Source organism: Acinetobacter sp. MYb10 (assembly GCF_002980175.2).
In the GTDB taxonomy this organism is placed as follows: domain Bacteria; phylum Pseudomonadota; class Gammaproteobacteria; order Pseudomonadales; family Moraxellaceae; genus Acinetobacter; species Acinetobacter guillouiae.
This window is the reverse complement of record NZ_CP058272.1, coordinates 3,353,302-3,375,187: the sequence shown is the minus strand read 5'-3', so window position 1 is coordinate 3,375,187 and position 21,886 is coordinate 3,353,302. Positions and strand designations below refer to the sequence as shown.

Below are 21,886 nucleotides of genomic sequence, written 5' to 3'. Positions count from 1 at the left end.
CCTGAGAGAAACATTAAATTTTCATAAACTGTATTGTCACTTCTCTTGTGCTGATGGATTGTTTAAAATACGTTTTTTAACGATAAAATCTGACAAGCGACCCGCAGTTTGTCAGAAAATGACATACTGTTCTGTGCTTTAATTACAGAAAATATTTTTTATCCGCTTTATTGCGTGATTCACCATTGGCTAGGAGTATTTATGTCCAAGAGTGGCTTTGGTCAAATGTATCGTCGACTTTCGAGTAAAATACTTGACCTTGTGGTAACACCACATGTTCTTGGAGAGGTTCCTACAGAAGCTCAACCTTTAGACCCTTCAACTGAAAATTCTGAGCTCATTCAGCCCACAACTCAAAAAGTTGTCTGCTATGTTCTACAGAATTACTCACGAAGTAACGCTTTAGTTGTTGATGGTGAAACACGTCGTTTGCAGCTTCCTCCTGCACTTGACCCATTAATGATTGGCAATAGTCGCGAAAAAGCTGCGATTTTATTTTTACAACACCAAGATGAAAACAATTATTTTAATCCCCCTACGCATGCTTATCCGCCGCGTTTAGTTAGACTGATTGAATCACTTGATCAAAATGCTGATTTAGATATTGAATTGATCCCAGTTACAGTACTGTGGGGACGTTCACCAGATAAAGAAGACTCTTGGTTTAAGCTGTTATTTACTGACACTTGGGCAACGCCAAGTAAAGTTAAACAATTGATGAACATTGGTTTACATGGTCGACAGTCATTCCTTGAATTCCATGAAGCGCAATCACTTAGAGCTTTGGTCGATCATGCGAAAATTGATCATCCCAATATTTCACCAGCCACTTATATTGTCAACCAATTAAATGACTACTTAGATCGTCAGCGTGAGGTCATTCTCGGTCCAGATTTATCTGATCGCCGTAATGTCATGCAATCACTGATTAAAGCCCCTGATGTACAGGATGCAATTCGTAAAGAAAGTATTCGCTCAAAAATCAGCATGATTGATGCTGAACATAAAGCAATTGGTTTTGTAAATGAAATTGCATCCGACTATTCTGCATCGGCTGTACGCTTTGCAGATATGGCTTTGACTCGTCTATGGACACAACTTTATGACGGCGTTGAAGTACATAACTTCAATACTGTGCGTGAGTTAGTCAAAGACTATGAAGTGATTTATACGCCTTGTCACCGTAGCCATATCGATTACTTGTTATTGTCTTATGTGATTTATAAACGTGGTTTGATGGTGCCGTATATTGCTGCCGGCGATAACCTTAACATGCCATTTGTCGGTCAATTACTGCGTGGAGGCGGTGCATTCTTTATCCGTCGTTCATTCCGCGGCAATGCACTTTATACATCGGTATTTAAAGAATATTTATTTAGCATCCTGTCTAGAAACACACCTCTTGAATACTTTATTGAAGGTGGTCGTTCTCGAACTGGACGTTTGTTACCCCCAAAAACTGGCATGCTCGCAATGACGGTACATGGTCATTTGCGCGGCCGTGCCAAACCGATTGTCTTTATCCCAACCTATGTCGGTTATGAGCGCTTGATGGAAGGCGCAACTTATGTGGGCGAAATGAATGGTAAGCCAAAAGAAGCTGAATCCATTTGGGGAATCTTGCAAACCCTGAAAAAAATTGAGCGTATTTTTGGTAAAGTGCATGTCAATTTTGGTGAACCTGTTTTCTTAGATGACTTACTCAAAGCACATGGCGCTGATCAAATCACCATTGAACATAATGATGATCCAATCCCGCAAGAAGTCTCAGATGCAGTAACCAGCTCGGCAAATGCGATTCTGGAAAATATCAACCGTGCTGTGGTGATCAACCCTGTTTCTTTATTGTCACTGATTTTATTGGCAACTCCAAAACACACACTTGATGAAGAAATCTGCATTAAACAGCTTGATACATATCGCAAGTTATTAACTGCAAATCCTTATGACAGCCGCACTCAGGTCACGCCATTATCAGGTAAAGAAATCATTGCCTATGGTATGAAACTGAAATTGATTAAACGTGTCCAGCACGTCCTTGGCGATATTATTGCCATTGAAGATAATCAAGCAATTTTACTGACTTACTTCCGCAATAACATTTTGCATGCCTTTGTTTTACCGTCGCTGGTCGCAGCATTGGTCGAACATAATGGCAAGATCAGTAAGTCTGATTTACTTAATGTGATTCGTACCCTTTATCCATTCTTAAAAGCAGAGTTGTTCTTAAAATGGAAAGATAGTGAAATCAAGGCTCAAGTGACTGAATATGTCGATGCTTTGGCTCAAGCGAATTTAATTTTTGTCGATGATGAAGATTTTATTTTCAGCCCTGCGCCAAACTCAGAAGACCATAATCAATTGGCTGTTTTAGCTGCTCCAGTACGTCAAAGTCTTGAACGTTATTACATGACGCTGGCTTTAATTACTCAACGTGGCTCTGGAAATATCTCGATTCGCCAAGTTGAAGAATTAAGTCACTTGGTTGGACAACGTTTATCTGTATTGTATGAGTTCAACTCACCTGAGTTCTTTGACAAAGCGTTATTCCAAAGTTTTATGAAAGTCTTAACTGAACAAGGCTATATCAAAACCAATGAAGACCATGCCATTGTTTTTGATGAGCAGTTTAGAAATGTTGCGCAATATGCCAATTTGGTGCTTGATGATGTAACTTTGCAAATGCTTCACCATATCACCTCATTTACAGATGAAGAGTTAAAAGAAGCTCTAGATGCTTTAGCCGCTCAACAAGCCAAGAAGCGTTTAAAACGGAAGAAAAAATAAATGTCAAAACCCCTTCCCCTTTTTTGGGGAAGGGTGGGATGATTACCTAGCCCTCTGCGATCAAGAAAGGAAACTTCTCAAAATTTGAATATTTCCATCAAAGAATATCTCACTGCTCAGATCACATTTATATTCATCATCTGCTGATCATTTTTATTCATACGCTTTATAGCTTTCTTAATGTATTAATTTAAATCCTGTTGCCAACATTCGTTCTGCAACAATCCACATCCCTACTTCATTTACCCCCTCCAAAGCCGACTGAAATTTAATTATCTTTGGAACTTTCTAAATCAAGCTCAGATTTCAATCTTATTAATGCTGCTTGAGCATCTTCATCACCCTGCTCAGCAACTTCAGAATACAATTCAATTGCTACAGTTTTATCCTGAATTACGCCATTTCCTTTTTCATACATAGCTGCCAAATTATATTTAGCTGTAGTATTATTACGGTCTATTGCTTTTAAATACCACTCTTTAGCTTTTACATAATCCTGACCTACACCACGTCCGGTATCATACATATCACCCACATTGTTTTGAGCATCAGCACTTCCCATATTTGCAGCTTTTATATAATATTCAAAAGCTTTTTTATAGTTTTGGGTCACACCTTTTCCATTATCGTACATCAATCCTAAAAGATTATATGCTTCTGAGTAACCGTGCTTAGCTGCTTTATTTGACCACTCGAAAGCTTCATTATAATTTTGGTATTTTTCACCACTATCAAACAAGAGAAGAGCAAGTGAGTATTGCGCTTGAGGATATCCCTTATTAGCAGCTAATAGAAACCACTTTTTTGCTATATCAATGTCTTTATCGACTCCCATTCCATTTTTATACATTAATCCTAATGCAATTTGAGCCATAAAATAATCTTGGTCAGCTGCGGCTTTATAGCTTTCATATGCTTTCGAATAATTTTGTTCAATGCCATATCCATTTAAATACATATTTCCTAAGTTAAATTGTGCGACTTTATCTCCTTGTTTAGCAGATTTTTCAATCCACTCAAATGCTTTAACTGAATCTCTAGGAACATAGATACCATTCTGATAAAGTAAACCAAGTCGATTCTGGGCTTCTGCGTCTCCTGACAATGCTATTACTGTTATAAGAAAATTATCTGATTCATCTGCATAAACAATATCTGTCAAAATACATAAAAGTAGCCCTGTAATTAATTTTTTAATTTTCATTCAATATTAAACCTTAAATAAAATACGATATTATTTTATAAAATCACTAAAGCAATTTTAATATTCCAACTTAAATCCTAATTTATCAATCCTCTCCGCAAAAATTCTTTTACCTGTTTCCTTTTCGCTTTCCAAAACCAACTCTGGTAAATTCAACTCACGTTGAATATTTAAAATTTTCTCATGCAATGGTAGCGGTTGATTATTTGTACAAATATATGATTTTTCTGAATGTTCCACGTGAAGCAAATGCGCTAAGAAATGTGCAAGGTCATCTATATGGATTCGATTTGACCAATGAATATTGGGATAGCTTTGTGTGGTTTCTGCAAGTTTAACCATGCGAGCAACGGATGTGCCATAAATCCCAGTTGGGCGCACTATCACACATTTAGATGGATAAGCCTGTTGCCATCGCTGTTCCATTTCCAATAACAACTGCCCCTGTTGATCACTTGGAATAAGCACAGACTCATCATCAATACGTTCACCACGGTTTTCCCCATAAACACGTGTCGATGAAACCACAATAATTCGTTTGAGCGGATGGTCTTTTAAAGCTCTCACAATCGGCTGCACCGAATCGACATAGGTTTGTTGATAATTTTCGATAGCACTTAGCGGAGAATTTCGAGATGGCGCGAGCAATACATACACCACATCGACAGGCTGAATTTGCGCTAAATCGAGTTGTTGAATGTCTTGAATCAAATGTTGTGCGAAATCATCATCTTTCGCACTTCGGCTAACTGTGGTAATTTGGTGATCTTGCTGAAATAATTGTTTGGCAACACGTTGCGATGTTTTACCATAACCAATAAATAGAATATGCATTACACGACCTATTCTTTGAAACCGATTTTCAAAATCAATCAAACTTAAGTTGAGGGGACATGGCTGCCGTCCATCAATTGCAAGGGGTTGGCAATGCCGCCGCTGCTTTACTTGAAAAACTAAATATTTTCACCACAGATGATTTGCTGTTTCATTTGCCACGTGATTATGAAGATCGTAGCACGATCATTCCCATGAACCAATTACAAGTCGGTCGTAGTTATCTCATGGAAGGCGTGGTCAGATCAATCGATATGCCACCCGGTAAACGCAAATCGATGGCGATTTTATTGCAAGATGATTTTGGCAAAGTTACTTTACGCTTCTATCATATCTATAAAGCACTCACAGATCGTGCTAAAGCGGGTAATCGTTTAAGAATCTTTGGGGAAGTTCGTGTTGGCGCTCGAGGCCTTGAACTTTACCATCCTGAGATCCAGTTAATTACTGAACATACAGCACTCCCTAAAACGCAACTGACAGCAATTTACCCTGCCACCGAAGGCTTAACCCAACCCAAATTACGTGAATACGTTAAGCAAGCTTTAAACCAGCATGCCGATGCTTTACCTGAGTTATTACCTGAAAAGTTCACCAATGGTTACGCGCTTAAACAGGCGCTGGAGTATATTCATCACCCTCCTGTAAATGCCAATATGCTACAACTTTCACAAGGCTCTCACCCTGCTCAACAACGTTTAATTTTTGAAGAATTGGTTGCACATCAAATCAGCCTATTGACCCGACGTGCTTATATTCAACAAATTGCAGCGCCAGCATTTTCAACCAGTAAAAAATTTGCAAAAGCCTTATTGGCAAGCTTACCTTTTGAAATGACCAATGCACAAAAACGTGTATCAAACGAAATTGCCAAAGATTTAAAACAAAACAAACCTATGTTGCGACTGGTTCAGGGCGATGTAGGTGCAGGTAAAACATTGGTTGCAGGTGTTGCGGCTTGTCATATTTTGGAAGAAGGCTGGCAAGTGGCGCTGATGGCACCGACTGAAATTTTAGCTGAACAGCACTATATCAATTTTAAGAAATGGTTTGAGCCACTCGGTTTAAATGTATCATGGCTTTCAGGCAAACAAAAAGGCAAAGCACGCGCTGCGGCTGAACAAACCATTAAGGATGGAACTGCCAATATTGTGGTGGGTACCCATGCTTTATTTCAGGACAATGTTGAATTTTCCAAACTTGGTCTCGTGATTATTGATGAACAACATCGTTTCGGGGTAGATCAACGCCTAGCTTTACGTAATAAAGGCGTGGATAACACCACGCCACACCAACTGGTCATGACGGCAACACCAATCCCTCGCACACTGGCAATGTCTGCCTATGGTGACCTAGATACCTCAGTGATTGATGAATTGCCTCCTGGACGTACTCCCATTCAAACAGTCACGATTCCACTTGATAGACGCGAAGAAGTGCTGAATCGTATCACCACCAACTGTGCTGAGGGTAAACAGGCGTATTGGGTCTGTACTCTGGTCGAACAATCAGAAACTCTCGATGCTCAAGCCGCAGAAGCCACCTATCAAGAGATTAAAGATCGCTTTCCAGAGATTAATATTGGCTTAGTCCATGGAAAAATGAAAGCCGATGAGAAGCAACTGGTCATGCAACAATTCAAAGACAATGAATTGCAACTGCTGATTGCAACGACAGTGATTGAAGTCGGGGTCGATGTTCCAAACGCTTCCATTATGGTGATTGAAAATGCTGAACGCTTAGGCCTGTCTCAGTTGCATCAGTTACGTGGTCGTGTCGGTCGTGGTGCAACCGCAAGTTTCTGCGCCCTACTCTATAAACATCCTTTATCACAAAATGGCCAAGAACGTTTACGTATCATGCGTGAAACCAATGACGGTTTTATCATTGCAGAAAAAGACTTAGAAATCCGAGGGCCGGGTGAATTACTGGGCACCAAGCAAACAGGAGATTTGGGTTTCCGTGTCGCCAAGCTAGAACGAGATGATCATTTACTTAATCAAGCACATTATGTTGCCAGTCAAGTACTAAAAGATGATCCAGAAAATGCTGAAGCTTTATTAAAACGCTGGTTACCTGAAGCGCCGAGATATGCCTATGTCTAAACATTTATTTAGAACATCCATGCATAGACATCATAGCTCAGATGTTTGATTCATTCAGTCTAACGACGCTTATCAAAATCTATACCCACAAATGATGACATGGAGGTTGTCATAACATGCTGATATGAAGATTAAGCGATATAAAGCTTAATAAAAATCTGCTATTGATCTATTCAACACACTATGCGAAATTAATCCCAAATAAAAAATAGAACAGAGCATGCTCCAATTTATCAATCAACTTCTCCATAAAAGCATACAAAGCCTTTCCCCTTGCCTCCTTTGTGGAATAGACCGACAACAACAGCATTCCCTTTGTAACACGTGTTGGAACGAACTTCCTTGGTATAAGCAGCATATAGAACGGCATCAACACCAGATTCTTTGTGCTCACCGTTACGACTTCCCAATTGATCGCATCATCCAAGTCTATAAATATGAACAACAACTGCAATATCAGACACTATTGGCACAAAGTTTATTGAATTTAAACCTACCTAAAATTCAAGCCATTGTCCCTATGCCAATTTCTACTGCTCGTTTAAAAGAACGCGGCTACAATCAAATGCTGATTATTGCCAAAATCATGGCAAGGCAATTAAATATCCCGGTATGGCAACCCGTGATTCGAGAGGCGCAACACTCACAAAAAGGTTTAAGTAGAATTGAGCGCTTAGAAAATATTGAATATCAATTTAAAATGATCAAAACAGAAAAAAGAAAATATAAAAAAGTACTGATTATTGACGATGTCGTGACCACAGGCAGTTCAATTCATGCTTTAACCCATGCGTTAGAAAACTTAGGCTGCCAGCAGATTTATAGTGTCTGTATTGCCGCAGCTCAATAAATTTTCATCATCGCTCAGCGATACAAATACTGTGAAGCAAACATAGCGAAAATTATGAATGGATTAAATTTGCTTTACACCATGGGATGACGATCTCTTTGGTCAATGGTGCTAAAAGCGTTTGCGCATCATCCAAATCAATCCATTTCATTTCAGCAATTTCTGCATTAATTTTTGGTGTTTGCTCTAGGTCAACTTGATAGAGATAACTCACCAATTGAAAGTCTGTTTCATTGGCTGCTTTTGTTTCAAAACGCCCAATAAACTGAGTAATCTCTGCTTGAACACTAATTTCTTCTAAAATCTCACGCAACATGGTCTGCTCTGGTGGTTCATTGGGCTCAAGCTTTCCACCAACCTGCATAAAAAATTGTGTATTTTGCTTTCTCACCAACAGCAATTGATTTTTATCATTCAAAATCACAGCTGCCGCGACAGTAATTACATTCATAAGATTTAAAAATAGAATAAAAACACAATATATTGTGACAGCAATAAATTTAAAAACAATATATTGTGTTTTAGTTTTTAACCAAATGTACGATCTGCTTGATCTAATTTAACCAATTCTTCACGTTCTTTTACGCCCCATTTTGGTTCTGGCGCTTGATAGTGACTAAACTGAGTTAGAATTTCTTCGATCGAGGCAGAATCAATCAACTGATCTGTAAAACGCGCTTTAGAAAAACCTTTGTCTGTCGTGAGTTGAATAAATTTCAATAAATCATCATAAAAACCTTCAACATTTAAAAATGCACAAGGTTTTAAATGAATTCCCAATTGTGCCCACGTCCATTGCTCAAAAATTTCTTCAATGGTTCCTGCACCACCAGGCAATGCAATAAAGCCATCGGAAAGTTCAGACATTTTTGTTTTACGTTCATGCATATTTTTAACAATATACAGCTCGGTCAAATCTGGATGTGCCAATTCACGATCGACCAATCCCTGAGGGATCACACCAATCACTTTGCCTCCTGCTGCCAAAGCACTGTCAGCGACGATGCCCATTAAGCCTGAACGGCCACCACCATAGACCAAAGTTTTCCCTTGCTTGGCGATTGTTTCACCAGTCAGCTCTGCAACATGAGCAAAAATTTGATCCGTACCTAATGATGAACCACAAAAAATAGCAATAGAATTCATAAATTTAACCTAACTTTAATTTTGTCATGCTAAAAATGCAGACGACCAATCAAGATTTTTTTTACAAAACAGCAATGTAATGAGTGTTTTTCCTAAAATCCTTGTCTAAAATACACACATCAAATCGACACCACACTGCGCAAGGGAGAAAAGACATAATGCTTGAAGCCTTTTACGCCACTGAGCGCGGTAGCTTAGAAGATGCAACAATTAATGGTGGATTCGACCTACATCCTGAATTGGTATGGGTTGACCTCATTGCACCTTCACAAGAAGAACAAGAATGGGTTCTAGATGCTTACCAGCAAAATTTACCAACTCTTAAATCTTTAGAAGACATTTCATCCTCTGCACGATTCTACCGTGATGATGATGGGATTCTACATATCAGTACTTATTTTTTAACAAAAAATAAAAATTACCAAGTTGAAGGCGATCCCGAAGATACTTCAAACATGCTTGCCAATGTGCAAACGGTTGCATTCATTTTGCATAAAGACCGCTTATTTACCTTACGTGGTGAAAAGCTGGTTGCCTTTCGTGCCTTTCGCGCACGTGCACGCCGTAATGACTATGAAATTGAATACAAAGATCCGACATGGATTCTTTTAGGCTTATTAGAAGCAAAACTAGATGAGCTTGCGGATATCTTAGAAGATATCCACAAAGACTTAGAGTTATATTCCACAGAAGTCCTCAACGTACGTCATCGTGAAATGATTTTAGATTTAGATGACATGATTACCCGTTTAGCACAAAAGGAAGATATGCTTGGAAAAGCGCAACTTTGTCTGATTGACTTACGTCGTGTCTTAACCTTTTTGTCTCGTCCTCGCGCATTGGGGAGCCATATCTATGATGCAGATATTCGAGAGTTAAGTGAGGATGTACGTTCCCTTGTAGAACATGATGCGTTCTTGTTCCAAAAAGTACGATTCTTGCTTGATACCACCTCTGGATTTATTAACACTGAACAGAACGATACCATTCGTCGCTTCTCCATCTTACCCAGCATGCTTGCTCCACCGATGTTGATTGCCAGTATTTATGGGATGAACACTGAGATTCTGCCATTTGCCCATGGCCACTGGAGCTTTTATGTGGTGATTACCATCTTAATTGCTTTCTTTGTGGGGCCTTTGGCTTACTTTAGATGGAAGAAATGGATTTAAATACTGCATTCCCCTTATTGGATTGAGTTGAGATTTAGCACTGCTCAAAGCAGAAAGAAAAATGAGTTAATAAAAAAGCACCTTTAGGTGCTTTTTTACATCAATCTTGCATAGGCTAAATTAATTTCAAGTCATCTTGCAAATGGCAAGCTTGAATAATTTTCATCATCTTTTCAGGCACTGCTTTAAACTGGAGTCCCTGAAGATTTGGTGTTTGACGTAACCACTGCACAAACACAGATAAAGCAAGGGTACTGCCATGTTCAAGCTGTGATAGATTCACAGTTATTGGAAAATTTTTCTCATTTTGAATCACTTTCAAACCATTTAAATAATAGCTTTCAGCATTCTCGTAAGCAATTTTACCGCTAACATATAATTCCTGATTTTTAAATTCAATCACTCGCTTGCACCTATCTATGTTATGAGCTTACTTCTTAACAGCAGCGTCTGCATCAGGCTTGAATGTTGCAATTGCTTTATCAATATTGCCGCCATTACGTTGCACGTTCGCAGCAAATTGGTTACGGAATTGCAAACCTAGATCGATACCAGACACATTCAAATTACGTACTTTCCATTGGCTACCTGCATCAGACAATTGGAAAGATACAGGGATCTTTTCACCATTGTTATTGAAGTCTAAAGTAACGACAGGAAACTTGCTGTTGGTTGCCTTATACGGACGCATTGAATACGATTGATTTGAATACTTCGCAAATGCGCTACCATAATTCTCAATCAAAGTATTACGGAAGTTTTGTTCAAATTGCGCACGTTGAGCAGGGGTACTGCTATTTGCATAAGTTCCCATCACAATACGTGTAAACGCTTGACCATCCACATAAGGATCAAGGTTTTGGCGAACAATCGCTTTCACAGTAGCAGGGTTTTGCAATTTACCTTGATCTGCTTTTAAGCGCGAAATCAGGCCATCAGCAACACGTTTAACAAATGCTGGTGGTGCTTCTGCTGGAGCAGCTTGAGCCGCAGTCGCCACCATAGTTGCCAAAATAGTTGCAGTAAAAGTTTGTTTTAACAGCATGTTCATTTTCAATAACTCCTCTAATGCCTATTCAACAAATGAAGTTTGAGCATCAGTTGTTTCAGTGGATGCAGATGCATCTTTAGCTTCCGATGTGCCAGTTGATGATTTTCCTGCACCACCCGTAATAAATTTGGTAATCAAATCTTCTAGATCCATCGTACCTTGGGTATTTTCAATGCTTTCACCACGTTTAATGTAGTTAATGCCGCCGCCTGGTACGATTTTCAAATATTTTTCGCCTAAAAGACCATTGGTTGCGACCATTATGTAAGCATCTTCATCAATATTTGTGATGGATTTCATGTTACCTAACAGTTGCGTTTCCATTTCTTTTTGTTTCTCAGGTGTCGCAGCCTGATAATCAGCACTGTAATGTAAATCACCTAGCGCATTTTCTTTTACTTTTTTCAACTGTTCTGCATTGAAGGTGGTCAATGAACCATCCAAATCGAATCTAACCGTTGCATGACGTGTTACAGGATCAAGTGTAATCGCATCAACTTGTCCAATTTTAACACCGCTCATGGTCACTTTGGCACGCGGTTTTAAACCATTCACATTGTCGAATGTTGCAGTCATTTCATAACTGTCTTTTAAGTTTGTACCGACCAAACCACTCACTTTCATAGCTAAAAAGAATAGAGCAAGACCAAAAATGATGACAAAAATACCGACGGTCAGCTCACTAGCACGTGATTTCATTAAACACCTCCGAACATGACCGCAGTCAACACGAAATCAAAACCTAAAACACATAACGATGAATACACAACAGTACGTGTCGTAGATGTTGCGATACCTTCAGATGTTGGTTCACAAGCATAACCTTGATACACCGCAATCCAAGTACAAATTAAAGCGAATACTAAACTTTTAATGATGGTCCCGTTAAACACATCTTTCATAAACTGGGTGCTACTCAGAATACCACTCCAGTATGAGCCTTCGTCTGCGCCAAGAAAATCAACACCGACCATTTTGCCACCCATAATACCAATCGCAGCAAAGATCACAGACAGCATCGGTAAACTGACAATACCTGCCCATAAACGTGGAGAAATCACACGCTTTAACGGATCAACACCAATCATTTCCATACTGGATAATTGTTCAGTTGCCTTCATTAGGCCAATTTCAGCAGTCAAAGCAGAGCCAGCACGACCAGCAAAAAGCAAGGCTGCCACAACAGGCGCGAGTTCACGTAACAAGGTTAAAGCCACAGCCGCGCCCAACATGGCTTCACTACCAAAAGTGACCAAGATGTTATACATCTGCAAACCGAGTACTGCACCGATGAACAGACCAGATACAGCAATGATCAATAAAGACAGTACGCCTACTCGATACATCTGATAAATGAAAAGTTTTACACCAAGTATTGTTGGCAAAGAGAATAAAATGCGCAACAACATGAGCATTGCAACACCAATGCCCTGAACACGTTCTAGAACGCGTCTACCCAATAAGGCAATAGCATTCATGAACTAACCTCATTACTTAAATAGGCTTGATGACTAAATTGATAATCAACAGGACCTTCAACCGAACCTGTTAAAAATTGCTGTACAAATGGAGAAGCGTGTTGTTGCAATTGCTCAGGTGTCCCCTCGCCTTGCACCTTACCTTCAGCCACAACGTAAATATAGTCAGCAATTGATAATGTTTCATCAACATCATGTGAAACAATAATTGTTGTTAGATCTAAAGCATCACGTAATGATCGAATTAATCGGGTCAAAACCCCCATCACAATCGGATCTTGCCCAGCAAAGGGTTCGTCATACATAATCAAGTCTGGGTCAAGCGCAATCGCACGAGCAAGCGCCACGCGTCGATTCATCCCGCCAGAAAGTTCTGCGGGCATCAACTTTTCAGCACCACGCAAACCAACCGACTCTAATTTTAGCGCCACCAACTCAGCAATTAAATTTTCTGGTAATTTTGTATGTGCGCGAATTGGAAAAGCAACATTTTCATAGACGGTCATGTCGGTAAATAACGCACCACTCTGAAATAACATCCCCATACGCGCACGTGCAGCAAAAAGCTCATTACGTGACATCGAAGCAATGTTTTTCCCATCAAGTCGTACTTCACCAGCATCTGGGCTAAGCTGACCACCAATGAGCCGTAATAAGGTTGTTTTACCCGTTCCAGATGGTCCCATGATTGCGGTAATTTGCCCACGACGAATCTGCAAACTCACATTATCGTAGATAACGCGTTCACCTCGGTTAAAACTTAAATTTTTGACTTCAATTAAAGCTTCAGCTTCGGAATGACTGTGTTTATTCATAGCTGAACTTTTTCCTGCATTTATCAGCCCACATACTATACTCTTAAATATCTATATGTTTTGTAATTAAAAGATAATAAAAAATCATAAAGAATATTCATCTTTATAAACAAGGTTACTTGGGCTATTTTTTTAGTTTTTTACTTTTAAATTTTATTTAATGAGCAAATAGATTATCTAAAAAGCAGGCTATAAAAAAAGTACCCAACATTTGAGATCAATAAAAGTGAGAACATATATAACATAATTACCTCAAAGAAATCATCAACTTTATTAGATTCAATTTTTCATAAGTTAAGTCTAACTGTTTTATTAAATAAATTGAACTATGTCACACTTTATTCTACCAAATACTTTTCAACTTGCAATAAAAAACCAGCCTTTAGGCTGGTTTTTTATTAAAAATATCTAATTAATCGTTGAATTTGCGACGCGGACGGTCTGCATTGAATTCACGCTTTGGACGGTCTTCACCACCAAATTCACGCTTAGGACGATCTTCACCGCCAAACGCACGTTTAGGACGATCTGAATTAAATTCACGCTTCGGACGGTCTTCACCACCGAATGTACGCTTAGGACGATCATCACCGAAAGAACGTTGTGGACGGTCACCGAAACCACCTTCACGGCGTGGTGGACGATCACCAAAATCACGCTTAGGACGATCAGCAAAACTGCCTTCACGACGTGGTTTGTAATCTACGCTGTTGCCACGGTTGTCATCATTCGAGTTAAAACGAGGTTTATCGTTAAAACCGCCTTCACGACGTGGACGATCAGAGTTGAAATCACGCTTAGGACGATCTTCGCCACCGAATGAACGTTGTGGACGGTCACCGAAGCCACCTTCACGACGTGGTGGACGATCACCAAAATCACGCTTAGGACGATCTTCACCACCGAATGAACGTTGTGGACGATCACCGAAACCACCTTCACGGCGTGGTGGACGATCACCAAAATCACGCTTAGGACGATCATCACCATAAGATGGACGATCACCACGTGGTTTGTCATCGAAGCTACGACGTGGACGATCATCACCGCCTTCACGACGTTTGAAGTTTGATTCACCTTCAAAACGACGACCACCGCCGAAACCGCCACGACCGCCTTCACGACGACCGCCACCGTTACTACGACCACGACCGCCACCATCACGACTACCGCGAGCTGGAGGTGGAGATGGCTCTAAACCTTCGATTTCAGAAACACTTAAACGCGCTTCTAAATAATCTTCTAAAGCACGGATCTTACCGCGTTCACGGTAAGTTGCTAAAGTGATTGCTTTACCAGTACGACCCGCACGACCTGTACGACCAATACGATGCACATAATCTTCATTCTTCATTGGAAGACCGAAGTTAATTACGTGAGAGATTGTTGGTACGTCAAGACCACGAGCAGCTACGTCTGTAGCAACAAGAATTTTTGCACGACCTTCACGGATACTGCGTAAACGACGGTTACGTACAGTTTGTGGCATAGCACCATGAAGCGCAACAACTGAAAGACCAGCTTCTGCAAGCTCTTCAGCAAGCATATCTGTATCTTCTTGAGTTGAAGCAAATACAACTGCTTGATCTACGTCTTCTTCATTTAACCAATGCGTAAGCAATTTTTTCTTATGCTCGAAGCCATCAGTCCAATGTAAAGTTTGGGTAATATCAGTATTTGTAGAATGACCTGTTTCAATTGCAATACGTTCAGGTTCGTTCATCATGCGTTCAGCAAGATTAATGATACGTGGTGCAAATGTTGCAGAGAACATTAATGTTTGTTTACGATTTAAAGCTAAATCGCTGATTGCTTCTAGGTCTTCAGAGAAACCTAAGTCAAGCATACGGTCAGCTTCATCGACGATTAAAGCATCAACTAAATCAAGTTTAATTTGACGACGGTTTACAAGATCAAGTAAACGACCTGGAGTCGCAACAACAACTTGTGCACCTTTTAATTGTTGGATTTGCTTACCAAAAGGCATACCACCCATGATTGCTGCAACACGTACACCTTTCATATGGCGTACAAATGCAATCGCATCTTGACATACTTGTTGTGCAAGTTCACGAGTAGGTGAAATCACCAAGATATTTGGTTGAGTTACTGCTTTCATACGATCTTTAAATGGTACAAAAGTATCTTGACCAGCTAAAGCGTTTAACGTAGGGAGTAAGAATGCAGCAGTTTTACCAGAACCAGTTTGGCTTGATACTAGAAGGTCTTTTCCTTCTAAAGCCGCTGGAATAGATAGTTCTTGAACAGGAGTCGGCGTAGTAAAACCAAGACTCTCGAGTGCTTTCTGTAGCGACTCGTCTAATGAAAATTCAGCAAAAGTTTTGCTCATAGAGATATTCACCCTAATGTGGGTGCTCCATTAATATATGGTCTGATGGACATCGGCAAAAAGCGGCACAGCAATAATCGCTGAAAATATAGAATCAGCGGCGATCCGAGAACGACGATGCGTATAACGCACATTTGATAACAGCCGCAACCTGAAGGAATCGCTTAAGCGATTGGGTGGGGCGCGAAATATTGTCCTCTCTTTGGACCGGACGCGCATACACAATATAGAAGAGAAATGTTCAGGTAATGAACGAAATTTAGTGCGTGCGCAGAGTATAGCAGAATTTATAATAATGTCACGAAGTTTTATTGTTTTTTCCTGTATTGTATTAAGTCATTCATTATCATCAGGAATTAAATAAAAAACTTGATCTACAGCTAAACTTTCATCCTCAAAAATATCTGCTACAGCTACCGCTAAACACTCCACGGTAAACTCGCCTAGAATAATCGTATTGGATTGCCAATGATATGCACTCTTAGCGTCCCCCAATAAGTTGTATTATTTTTATATAAGTACTATTCGCTAAGTCTTGCAATCACGAAAGTTTAAACAACGACATTCACTATTGATAGTATCGCATTAAATCGCAACCCATAAAAAAGCCCTCATAAAGATGAAGGCTTTTTAAAACTCAATCTACACAAGTATAAATTACTTCGCAGCTTCACCCCAAGCAGGAACAACAGCTTGCATCAATGGTTTTAACATTTTCATAGAACACGCAATCACTTGACCATTTTCCATAGAATCTGAACCACCACGAGCATCAACGACTGTACCACCCGCTTCTTTCACCATAAGCTCGCCTGCTGCGATATCCCAAGGTTTTAAACCGAGTTCAAAATAACCATCTAAACGACCAGCCGCAACATAAGCCAAGTCCAATGCAGCAGAACCTGCACGACGATATTGTGCGCCAGCTTCAGTTACATTTAATAATGATTCAAAATGGTTTTTCGCATAAGAAACAATCTCACCATTACGTTTAGCGCGGTAAGCATGACCTACACCCATAAAGGTATTTTCAAGGCTGTCTTTAACATTCACACGAATACGACGTTGATTCAACATTGCGCCACGACCACGGCTTGCAGAGAATAGCTCATCTTTCACAGGGTCATAGATAACACCGTGTTGAGTTACACCTTTATGTTGAACTGCAATAGATACACAGAAATGTGGGAAAGCATTGATAAAGTTTAAAGTACCATCAAGAGGATCAATCACCCAACACCAATCAGCATCGTGACCTTTACCTTCTTGTAGCCCAAACTCTTCACCAAGGAAGCTGTGATTTTTATAACTTTTACGAAGCGTATCAATAGTCAACTGCTCGATATAACGATCTACACGAGTTACTGGACCATCAATACCTTTTTCTTCGACTTGTAGATCGAGTTTATGACGATTTTGATGCGCTTTTAAAAGCTCTTGACCAACTAACTGAGCCGCACGCGCAGCCATCACCACCATAGGTTCCATTGAACACCCACTACAAATTTGAAGATACTGATAAAGAATAATGCATAAAAGCGCCGACATTTTAGCAAATATCGGCGCTTTTTGGGAAATTTTGTTGCTAAAATTTTACAACTTTAACTTTTACATGAGGTTAAACGTGTTGTACCAGCTTTAACCAAGCCTGTTCAATCGAGTTTTGAATACCTTTTACATCTAAACCACAGTCTTGGAGCATTTCAGAATGGCTTGCTTGTGCGAGGAATTCATCAGGTAAACCTAGGTTTAAAATTGGCTTCACAATTTGCGCCTGTGCCAAGAACTCATTGACCGCACTACCTGCACCCGCCATTACAGCATGTTCTTCAACAGTTACAAATAAGTGAGTTTTGTCTGCTAAATCACGAATAATTTGTTCATCCAATGGTTTCACAAAACGCATATTGATCACACGAATTGCAATATCCAACTTTGGTGCCAGTTGTTTGGCTGATTCAAGCGCAGGTTGAACTCGACTACCAAAGGCCAAAATCGTAACACCTTCTTCGTGTTCAGTATTGAGTTCTAACAATACTTCAGCTTTACCAATTTCCAGCTCAATCAACTGTTGTTGAATTTCTACACCTAAACCATTACCGCGTGGATAACGTACTGCAGTTGGGCCTTTGTATAGATATGCTGTATGCAACATTTGACGACATTCGTTTTCGTCTTTTGGCGCCATGATCACCATATTGGGTACGGTACGCATATAAGCATAATCATACGCACCAGCATGCGTAGGACCATCTTCGCCGACTAAACCTGCACGATCAATACCAAAGGTCACATCAAGATTTTGTAAAGCAACATCATGAATCAATTGGTCATAACCGCGTTGCAGGAAGGTTGAATAAATCGCCACAACTGGCTTCAATCCTTCACATGCCATACCCGCAGCTAATGTCACGGCATGCTGTTCTGCAATTGCAACATCAAAGTAACGCTCTGGAAATTGTTTAGCAAACTGTACCATGCCTGAGCCTTCACACATGGCAGGCGTAATTGCGAGTAATCTGTCGTCTTGTGCAGCTTCATCACAAAGCCATTGCCCAAATACATCTGAATATTTTGGCGCTAGATTTTTAGTTGCTGATGCATTAATTTTGCCAATCGCATGATATTTAATTTGATCCGCTTCAGCAGGTGCAAAACCCTTACCTTTCACGGTATAGACATGGATCAGGCGTGGCCCTTTACGCTTTTTCAGCGCATTAAAGACTTGTACCAATTGCTCCACATCATGGCCATCAAATGGGCCAAAATAATCAAAACCAATGGCTTTAAATAGATTATCCGCAGCATCAGTCGCAGATTGATGTAAACGAGAGTTGTAGTTCCATTCAGGGCAATCCTGTACAAAAGCTTGCCCTTCTTCATCAATATTGATGAATTGCCCTTGTTCCCAAATTGCAGCTAAATGCTTTGCAAAACCACCCGTGCTACATGAAATCGACATATCATTGTCATTGAGCACCACCATCAAATCAGCATTATGCGCCACTGCATCATTCATGGCTTCAAATGCCATTCCAGCAGTCATCGCACCATCACCAACGATGGCAACAACTTCACAAGGGTCTTTTTGATAACGACGTGCCAAAGCCATACCCAAGCCAGCAGAAATTGCAGTCGATGAATGTCCTACACCAAAAGTGTCAAATTCAGATTCATCCCGTGCTGGAAAAGCCGCCAATCCATCTTTAGAACGGATGGTCATCAATTGCTCACGGCGTCCTGTAAGGACTTTATGTGGATACGCCTGATGGCCCACATCCCAAACTAAACGATCTCGTGGAGTTTCAAAACAATAGTGTAAGGCGACTGTTAATTCTATAACGCCAAGGTTTGCACCAAAATGCCCGCCACTTTGTCCAGCAGCATACAAAATAAATTGACGCAATTCGTCTGCGACCTGCGGCAATTGGCTTTGCTCAAACTGACGTAATTGTTGAGGATGATTAATTTCATTCAACAAAGGCGTAACAGGACGATGACTAGGTATTTCGGTATACAACATATGTGGCAAAGCCTTCTAAAGCCTGGCAAATCTAGCTAGGTAAACGGGTTAGCATGATTGTGAGAAGCAATGATATCACATTCAATCAGCCACATTTATAATGATGCGTCATTGGAACTTCCAAGTCAGCAAGTGTGCTCTTGGTGTCAATTATCATGAATAATCTATCTATATATCAACTATTATCGTGTGCTTTATACAAAAAAGAAATTTTTATAGCAATGTTATCTATAAAAACATGCTTTACAAACCTACCAATGTCCAAGCATTACGCTATACTTTAGCCAATTTCTAAACAAATAGATGGAAGATTCTGTGTCAATAGAGTTTGTTGCCACTTCAAAATTACCCACTGCTTATGGTGATTTTAAAATTTCTGTATTTCAAGATCCACAAACAGGTGAAGAGCATGTTGCTCTTTCTAAGGGTTTAGAAATCGCGCCTACAAACCCCGTTTTAGTTCGTATTCATTCAGAATGTTTAACTGGCGATGCCTTTGGTTCATTAAAATGTGACTGTGGCCCTCAATTGCACAACACCATGAAAATGATGAATGATGCAGGCCAAGGTGTGATTTTATATTTGCGCCAAGAAGGTCGTGGTATTGGTTTGACCAATAAAATCCGTGCTTATGCTTTGCAAGATCAAGGGCATGATACCGTTGATGCAAATTTATTGTTAAACCTACCTGCTGATGCACGTAAATATGATATGTGTAGCATCATGCTCGATCATTTACAGGTTAAACAAGTCAGGCTAATTACCAACAATCCATTAAAATTAAAAGCTTTAACAGATTTAGGTATTGATGTATTAGACCGTGTACCGTTGACAGTGGGCTTAAATAAGTTCAATGAAGATTATTTAAAAACCAAACATGATCGTATGTCACATATGTATGAGAAAGATGATTTTTAATCATAGACGTCTTGCTTAGATACAAGTGATCAGATCTTCGGTGAAGTGAGAGCTCAGTCCTAGTTCAACACACAATGGGGCGACATCCCTGTCGCCCCTCGATAGAACCAACATGTATGACTCAAGTTGATACAAAATCAGCTTAATTAATTGATATCAAATCGTCATCGAGAAAATTTGCGTTTCAGGCTTTCTACGCTTTAAATGCAAATCAAACGCCATACAAATATTACGGACAAAAGGCTTCCCTTGCTCCGTGATCACAATCCGATCCGCTTCAATGTTCAATAAACCATCATGCTGCATTTCAACAAGCTGTTGAATCACATCACCACGCTCAGCAAAATCCATCGTTTGATCTGACCAAGAGGTTTGAAAGGTACACATCAAATTCAAAATATGCTGACGAATCTTTAAATCTTCGACACTTAACACATGCCCTTTCACCACAGGAATTTCATCATTTTCAAGAGAGCTGTAATAGGCTTCTAAATTTTTCTCATTCTGTGCAAAGCTATACCAACTATCACTGATTGAAGATAGGCCCAATCCGATCATGACTTGTGTTTTTGATGAGGTATAGCCCATAAAATTACGATGCAAAGTACCTGCATGAAATGCTTGATACATCTCATCTCGATCTAAAGCAAAATGATCCATTCCAATCTCATGATAACCATGGGCTAAAAGTTGCTTTTTCCCTTCTTCATACAGGGTTCGCTTCATTCCATCTTTGGGCACATCATGATCTTTAAACCCACGCTGTCCATTGCCCTTAATCCAAGGCACATGCGCATAACTATAAAAAGCCAAGCGATCTGGCATTAACGTATTAGTCAAATCAATGGTATGCAACACATCTGCTAAATTTTGAAATGGCAAACCAAAAACCAGATCATGGGAAATCGATGTATAGCCAATGTCACGTGCCCATTGCGTCACTCTTTCTACATTTTCAAAGGGCTGGACACGATGAATGGCCTTCTGAACAGTCTCATTATAGTCTTGCACCCCATAGCTGACACGGCGAAAACCGAGCTCATACAAGGCTTGTAAGTGTTCTCGCGTGGTATTATTAGGATGCCCTTCAAAACTAAATTCATAACCAGCCGCAATATTGGCTTTGGCTAAAATACCCTTAATTAATTGTTGTAAATGCTTAACTGAAAAAAATGTTGGTGTTCCACCACCCAAATGGATTTCTTTAATGATGGGTCTGTCTGCTAACAACTGACAATATAAGTCCCATTCTTTTAAAACGGCTTGAATATAGGGTTGTTCAACATCATGCCGTTTCGTGACTTTTTTATGGCATCCGCAAAATGTACATAGACTTTCACAAAATGGTAAATGAATATAAAGACTGATGCCTTCAACGTGATTAGACTCATCAAAAGAGCGCTTTAAGGTCTGTTTCCATTGTTGCAGCGAAAATGATGCCTCCTCCCAATATGGAACCGTTGGATAACTGGTATAACGGGGTCCAGCAACATTGTATTTTTGAATCAAGGAACAACTCATATTCACTGCTCGATACGCAATTAACATTCAAAATGAAATAAACCCAAAAATTGAATTTATCCTCAATACATTGTGCTGAGCTTAAAGATAGATTTCAACCTAGCGAATTGCTCGGGATTGCCTAGCGTGTAT

General features: G+C 39.9%; 18 protein-coding genes. 5 read left to right on the top strand and 13 right to left on the bottom strand.

Annotation, left to right across the window (positions count from 1 at the left end; translation table 11 throughout):
• The first annotated feature begins 201 nt into the window (after positions 1 to 201).
• Positions 202 to 2,787: a glycerol-3-phosphate 1-O-acyltransferase PlsB gene (plsB, locus tag CQZ96_RS15695; protein WP_004725655.1), complete on the top strand. Its 2,586-nt coding sequence runs from the start codon at positions 202 to 204 to the stop codon at positions 2,785 to 2,787.
• A gap of 268 nt (positions 2,788 to 3,055) precedes the next feature.
• Here plsB and CQZ96_RS15690 read toward each other — a convergent pair whose 3' ends face one another.
• A complete protein-coding gene (locus CQZ96_RS15690; protein ID WP_105714583.1) occupies positions 3,056 to 3,991 on the bottom strand; it encodes an SEL1-like repeat protein in 936 nt (311 codons plus the stop codon).
• Positions 3,992 to 4,048: 57 nt separating this feature from the next.
• Entirely contained in the window at positions 4,049 to 4,825 is a 777-nt protein-coding gene (locus CQZ96_RS15685) for an NAD(P)H-binding protein (RefSeq protein ID WP_105714584.1), read from the bottom strand.
• A gap of 59 nt (positions 4,826 to 4,884) precedes the next feature.
• On the opposite strand from CQZ96_RS15685, the gene recG reads away from it, so the two are divergent.
• Together recG and CQZ96_RS15675 are read left to right on the top strand one after the other, a co-directional pair.
• The gene (gene recG / locus CQZ96_RS15680) at positions 4,885 to 6,930 is read left to right on the top strand and encodes an ATP-dependent DNA helicase RecG (RefSeq protein WP_105714585.1); all 2,046 of its coding nucleotides are present in this window, start codon (positions 4,885 to 4,887) and stop codon (positions 6,928 to 6,930) included.
• 220 nt (positions 6,931 to 7,150) lie between these two features.
• Positions 7,151 to 7,780: a ComF family protein gene (locus CQZ96_RS15675; protein WP_105714586.1), complete on the top strand. Its 630-nt coding sequence runs from the start codon at positions 7,151 to 7,153 to the stop codon at positions 7,778 to 7,780.
• A gap of 52 nt (positions 7,781 to 7,832) precedes the next feature.
• On the opposite strand, the gene CQZ96_RS15670 is transcribed toward CQZ96_RS15675, so the two are convergent.
• Both CQZ96_RS15670 and CQZ96_RS15665 read right to left on the bottom strand, forming a co-directional pair.
• On the bottom strand, positions 7,833 to 8,231 hold the full coding sequence (locus tag CQZ96_RS15670; RefSeq protein WP_171287956.1) for an NUDIX hydrolase: 399 nt from the start codon (positions 8,229 to 8,231) through the stop codon (positions 7,833 to 7,835).
• A gap of 77 nt (positions 8,232 to 8,308) precedes the next feature.
• Entirely contained in the window at positions 8,309 to 8,926 is a 618-nt protein-coding gene (locus tag CQZ96_RS15665; protein ID WP_105714587.1) for a TIGR00730 family Rossman fold protein, read from the bottom strand.
• Positions 8,927 to 9,084: 158 nt separating this feature from the next.
• Between CQZ96_RS15665 and CQZ96_RS15660 the strand changes: the two genes are divergently transcribed.
• Entirely contained in the window at positions 9,085 to 10,098 is a 1,014-nt protein-coding gene (locus CQZ96_RS15660; protein ID WP_004725641.1) for a magnesium and cobalt transport protein CorA, read from the top strand.
• 115 nt (positions 10,099 to 10,213) lie between these two features.
• Here CQZ96_RS15660 and CQZ96_RS15655 read toward each other — a convergent pair whose 3' ends face one another.
• The 8 genes from CQZ96_RS15655 to dxs all read right to left on the bottom strand — a co-directional run bounded on the left by CQZ96_RS15655 (position 10,214) and on the right by dxs (position 19,315).
• Entirely contained in the window at positions 10,214 to 10,501 is a 288-nt protein-coding gene (locus CQZ96_RS15655; protein ID WP_004725639.1) for an anti-sigma factor antagonist, read from the bottom strand.
• Positions 10,502 to 10,528: 27 nt separating this feature from the next.
• Positions 10,529 to 11,149, bottom strand: coding sequence for an MlaC/ttg2D family ABC transporter substrate-binding protein (locus tag CQZ96_RS15650; protein WP_004725637.1), 621 nt, complete (start codon positions 11,147 to 11,149; stop codon positions 10,529 to 10,531).
• Positions 11,150 to 11,170: 21 nt separating this feature from the next.
• Complete coding sequence (locus CQZ96_RS15645) at positions 11,171 to 11,848, bottom strand: outer membrane lipid asymmetry maintenance protein MlaD (protein ID WP_105714588.1); 678 nt, start codon at positions 11,846 to 11,848, stop codon at positions 11,171 to 11,173.
• Entirely contained in the window at positions 11,848 to 12,627 is a 780-nt protein-coding gene (gene mlaE, locus CQZ96_RS15640) for a lipid asymmetry maintenance ABC transporter permease subunit MlaE (protein WP_004725633.1), read from the bottom strand. Before mlaE ends, CQZ96_RS15645 begins: the two co-directional genes overlap by 1 nt.
• Complete coding sequence (locus CQZ96_RS15635; protein WP_004725631.1) at positions 12,624 to 13,442, bottom strand: ABC transporter ATP-binding protein; 819 nt, start codon at positions 13,440 to 13,442, stop codon at positions 12,624 to 12,626. The genes mlaE and CQZ96_RS15635 overlap by 4 nt, the downstream gene beginning before the upstream one ends.
• Positions 13,443 to 13,854: 412 nt before the next feature.
• Entirely contained in the window at positions 13,855 to 15,792 is a 1,938-nt protein-coding gene (locus CQZ96_RS15630; RefSeq protein ID WP_016539375.1) for a DEAD/DEAH box helicase, read from the bottom strand.
• 657 nt (positions 15,793 to 16,449) lie between these two features.
• Positions 16,450 to 17,280 (bottom strand): inositol monophosphatase family protein, encoded by an 831-nt coding sequence (locus CQZ96_RS15625; RefSeq protein WP_004725624.1) that lies wholly within the window; start codon positions 17,278 to 17,280, stop codon positions 16,450 to 16,452.
• Positions 17,281 to 17,410: 130 nt separating this feature from the next.
• Entirely contained in the window at positions 17,411 to 19,315 is a 1,905-nt protein-coding gene (dxs, locus tag CQZ96_RS15620; RefSeq protein ID WP_105714589.1) for a 1-deoxy-D-xylulose-5-phosphate synthase, read from the bottom strand.
• A gap of 315 nt (positions 19,316 to 19,630) precedes the next feature.
• On the opposite strand from dxs, the gene ribA reads away from it, so the two are divergent.
• Positions 19,631 to 20,233 (top strand): GTP cyclohydrolase II, encoded by a 603-nt coding sequence (gene ribA / locus CQZ96_RS15615; protein WP_016539373.1) that lies wholly within the window; start codon positions 19,631 to 19,633, stop codon positions 20,231 to 20,233.
• Positions 20,234 to 20,389: 156 nt separating this feature from the next.
• On the opposite strand, the gene hemN is transcribed toward ribA, so the two are convergent.
• Positions 20,390 to 21,754 (bottom strand): oxygen-independent coproporphyrinogen III oxidase, encoded by a 1,365-nt coding sequence (hemN, locus tag CQZ96_RS15610; protein ID WP_105714605.1) that lies wholly within the window; start codon positions 21,752 to 21,754, stop codon positions 20,390 to 20,392.
• Between the last annotated feature and the right edge of the window lie 132 nt (positions 21,755 to 21,886).

What these genes read in the sequence shown, in the direction of transcription:
- CQZ96_RS15665 (WP_105714587.1), bottom strand. Translation starts at nt 8,926, where the DNA reads ATGAATTCTATTGCTATTTTTTGTGGTTCATCATTAGGTACGGATCAA.
- CQZ96_RS15675 (WP_105714586.1), top strand. Translation starts at nt 7,151, where the DNA reads ATGCTCCAATTTATCAATCAACTTCTCCATAAAAGCATACAAAGCCTT.
- CQZ96_RS15625 (WP_004725624.1), bottom strand. Translation starts at nt 17,280, where the DNA reads ATGGAACCTATGGTGGTGATGGCTGCGCGTGCGGCTCAGTTAGTTGGT.
- dxs (WP_105714589.1), bottom strand. Translation starts at nt 19,315, where the DNA reads ATGTTGTATACCGAAATACCTAGTCATCGTCCTGTTACGCCTTTGTTG.
- hemN (WP_105714605.1), bottom strand. Translation starts at nt 21,754, where the DNA reads ATGAGTTGTTCCTTGATTCAAAAATACAATGTTGCTGGACCCCGTTAT.
- CQZ96_RS15645 (WP_105714588.1), bottom strand. Translation starts at nt 11,848, where the DNA reads ATGAAATCACGTGCTAGTGAGCTGACCGTCGGTATTTTTGTCATCATT.
- CQZ96_RS15690 (WP_105714583.1), bottom strand. Translation starts at nt 3,991, where the DNA reads ATGAAAATTAAAAAATTAATTACAGGGCTACTTTTATGTATTTTGACA.
- plsB (WP_004725655.1), top strand. Translation starts at nt 202, where the DNA reads ATGTCCAAGAGTGGCTTTGGTCAAATGTATCGTCGACTTTCGAGTAAA.
- recG (WP_105714585.1), top strand. Translation starts at nt 4,885, where the DNA reads ATGGCTGCCGTCCATCAATTGCAAGGGGTTGGCAATGCCGCCGCTGCT.
- CQZ96_RS15635 (WP_004725631.1), bottom strand. Translation starts at nt 13,442, where the DNA reads ATGAATAAACACAGTCATTCCGAAGCTGAAGCTTTAATTGAAGTCAAA.
- CQZ96_RS15650 (WP_004725637.1), bottom strand. Translation starts at nt 11,149, where the DNA reads ATGAACATGCTGTTAAAACAAACTTTTACTGCAACTATTTTGGCAACT.
- CQZ96_RS15670 (WP_171287956.1), bottom strand. Translation starts at nt 8,231, where the DNA reads ATGAATGTAATTACTGTCGCGGCAGCTGTGATTTTGAATGATAAAAAT.
- CQZ96_RS15630 (WP_016539375.1), bottom strand. Translation starts at nt 15,792, where the DNA reads ATGAGCAAAACTTTTGCTGAATTTTCATTAGACGAGTCGCTACAGAAA.
- CQZ96_RS15660 (WP_004725641.1), top strand. Translation starts at nt 9,085, where the DNA reads ATGCTTGAAGCCTTTTACGCCACTGAGCGCGGTAGCTTAGAAGATGCA.
- CQZ96_RS15685 (WP_105714584.1), bottom strand. Translation starts at nt 4,825, where the DNA reads ATGCATATTCTATTTATTGGTTATGGTAAAACATCGCAACGTGTTGCC.
- mlaE (WP_004725633.1), bottom strand. Translation starts at nt 12,627, where the DNA reads ATGAATGCTATTGCCTTATTGGGTAGACGCGTTCTAGAACGTGTTCAG.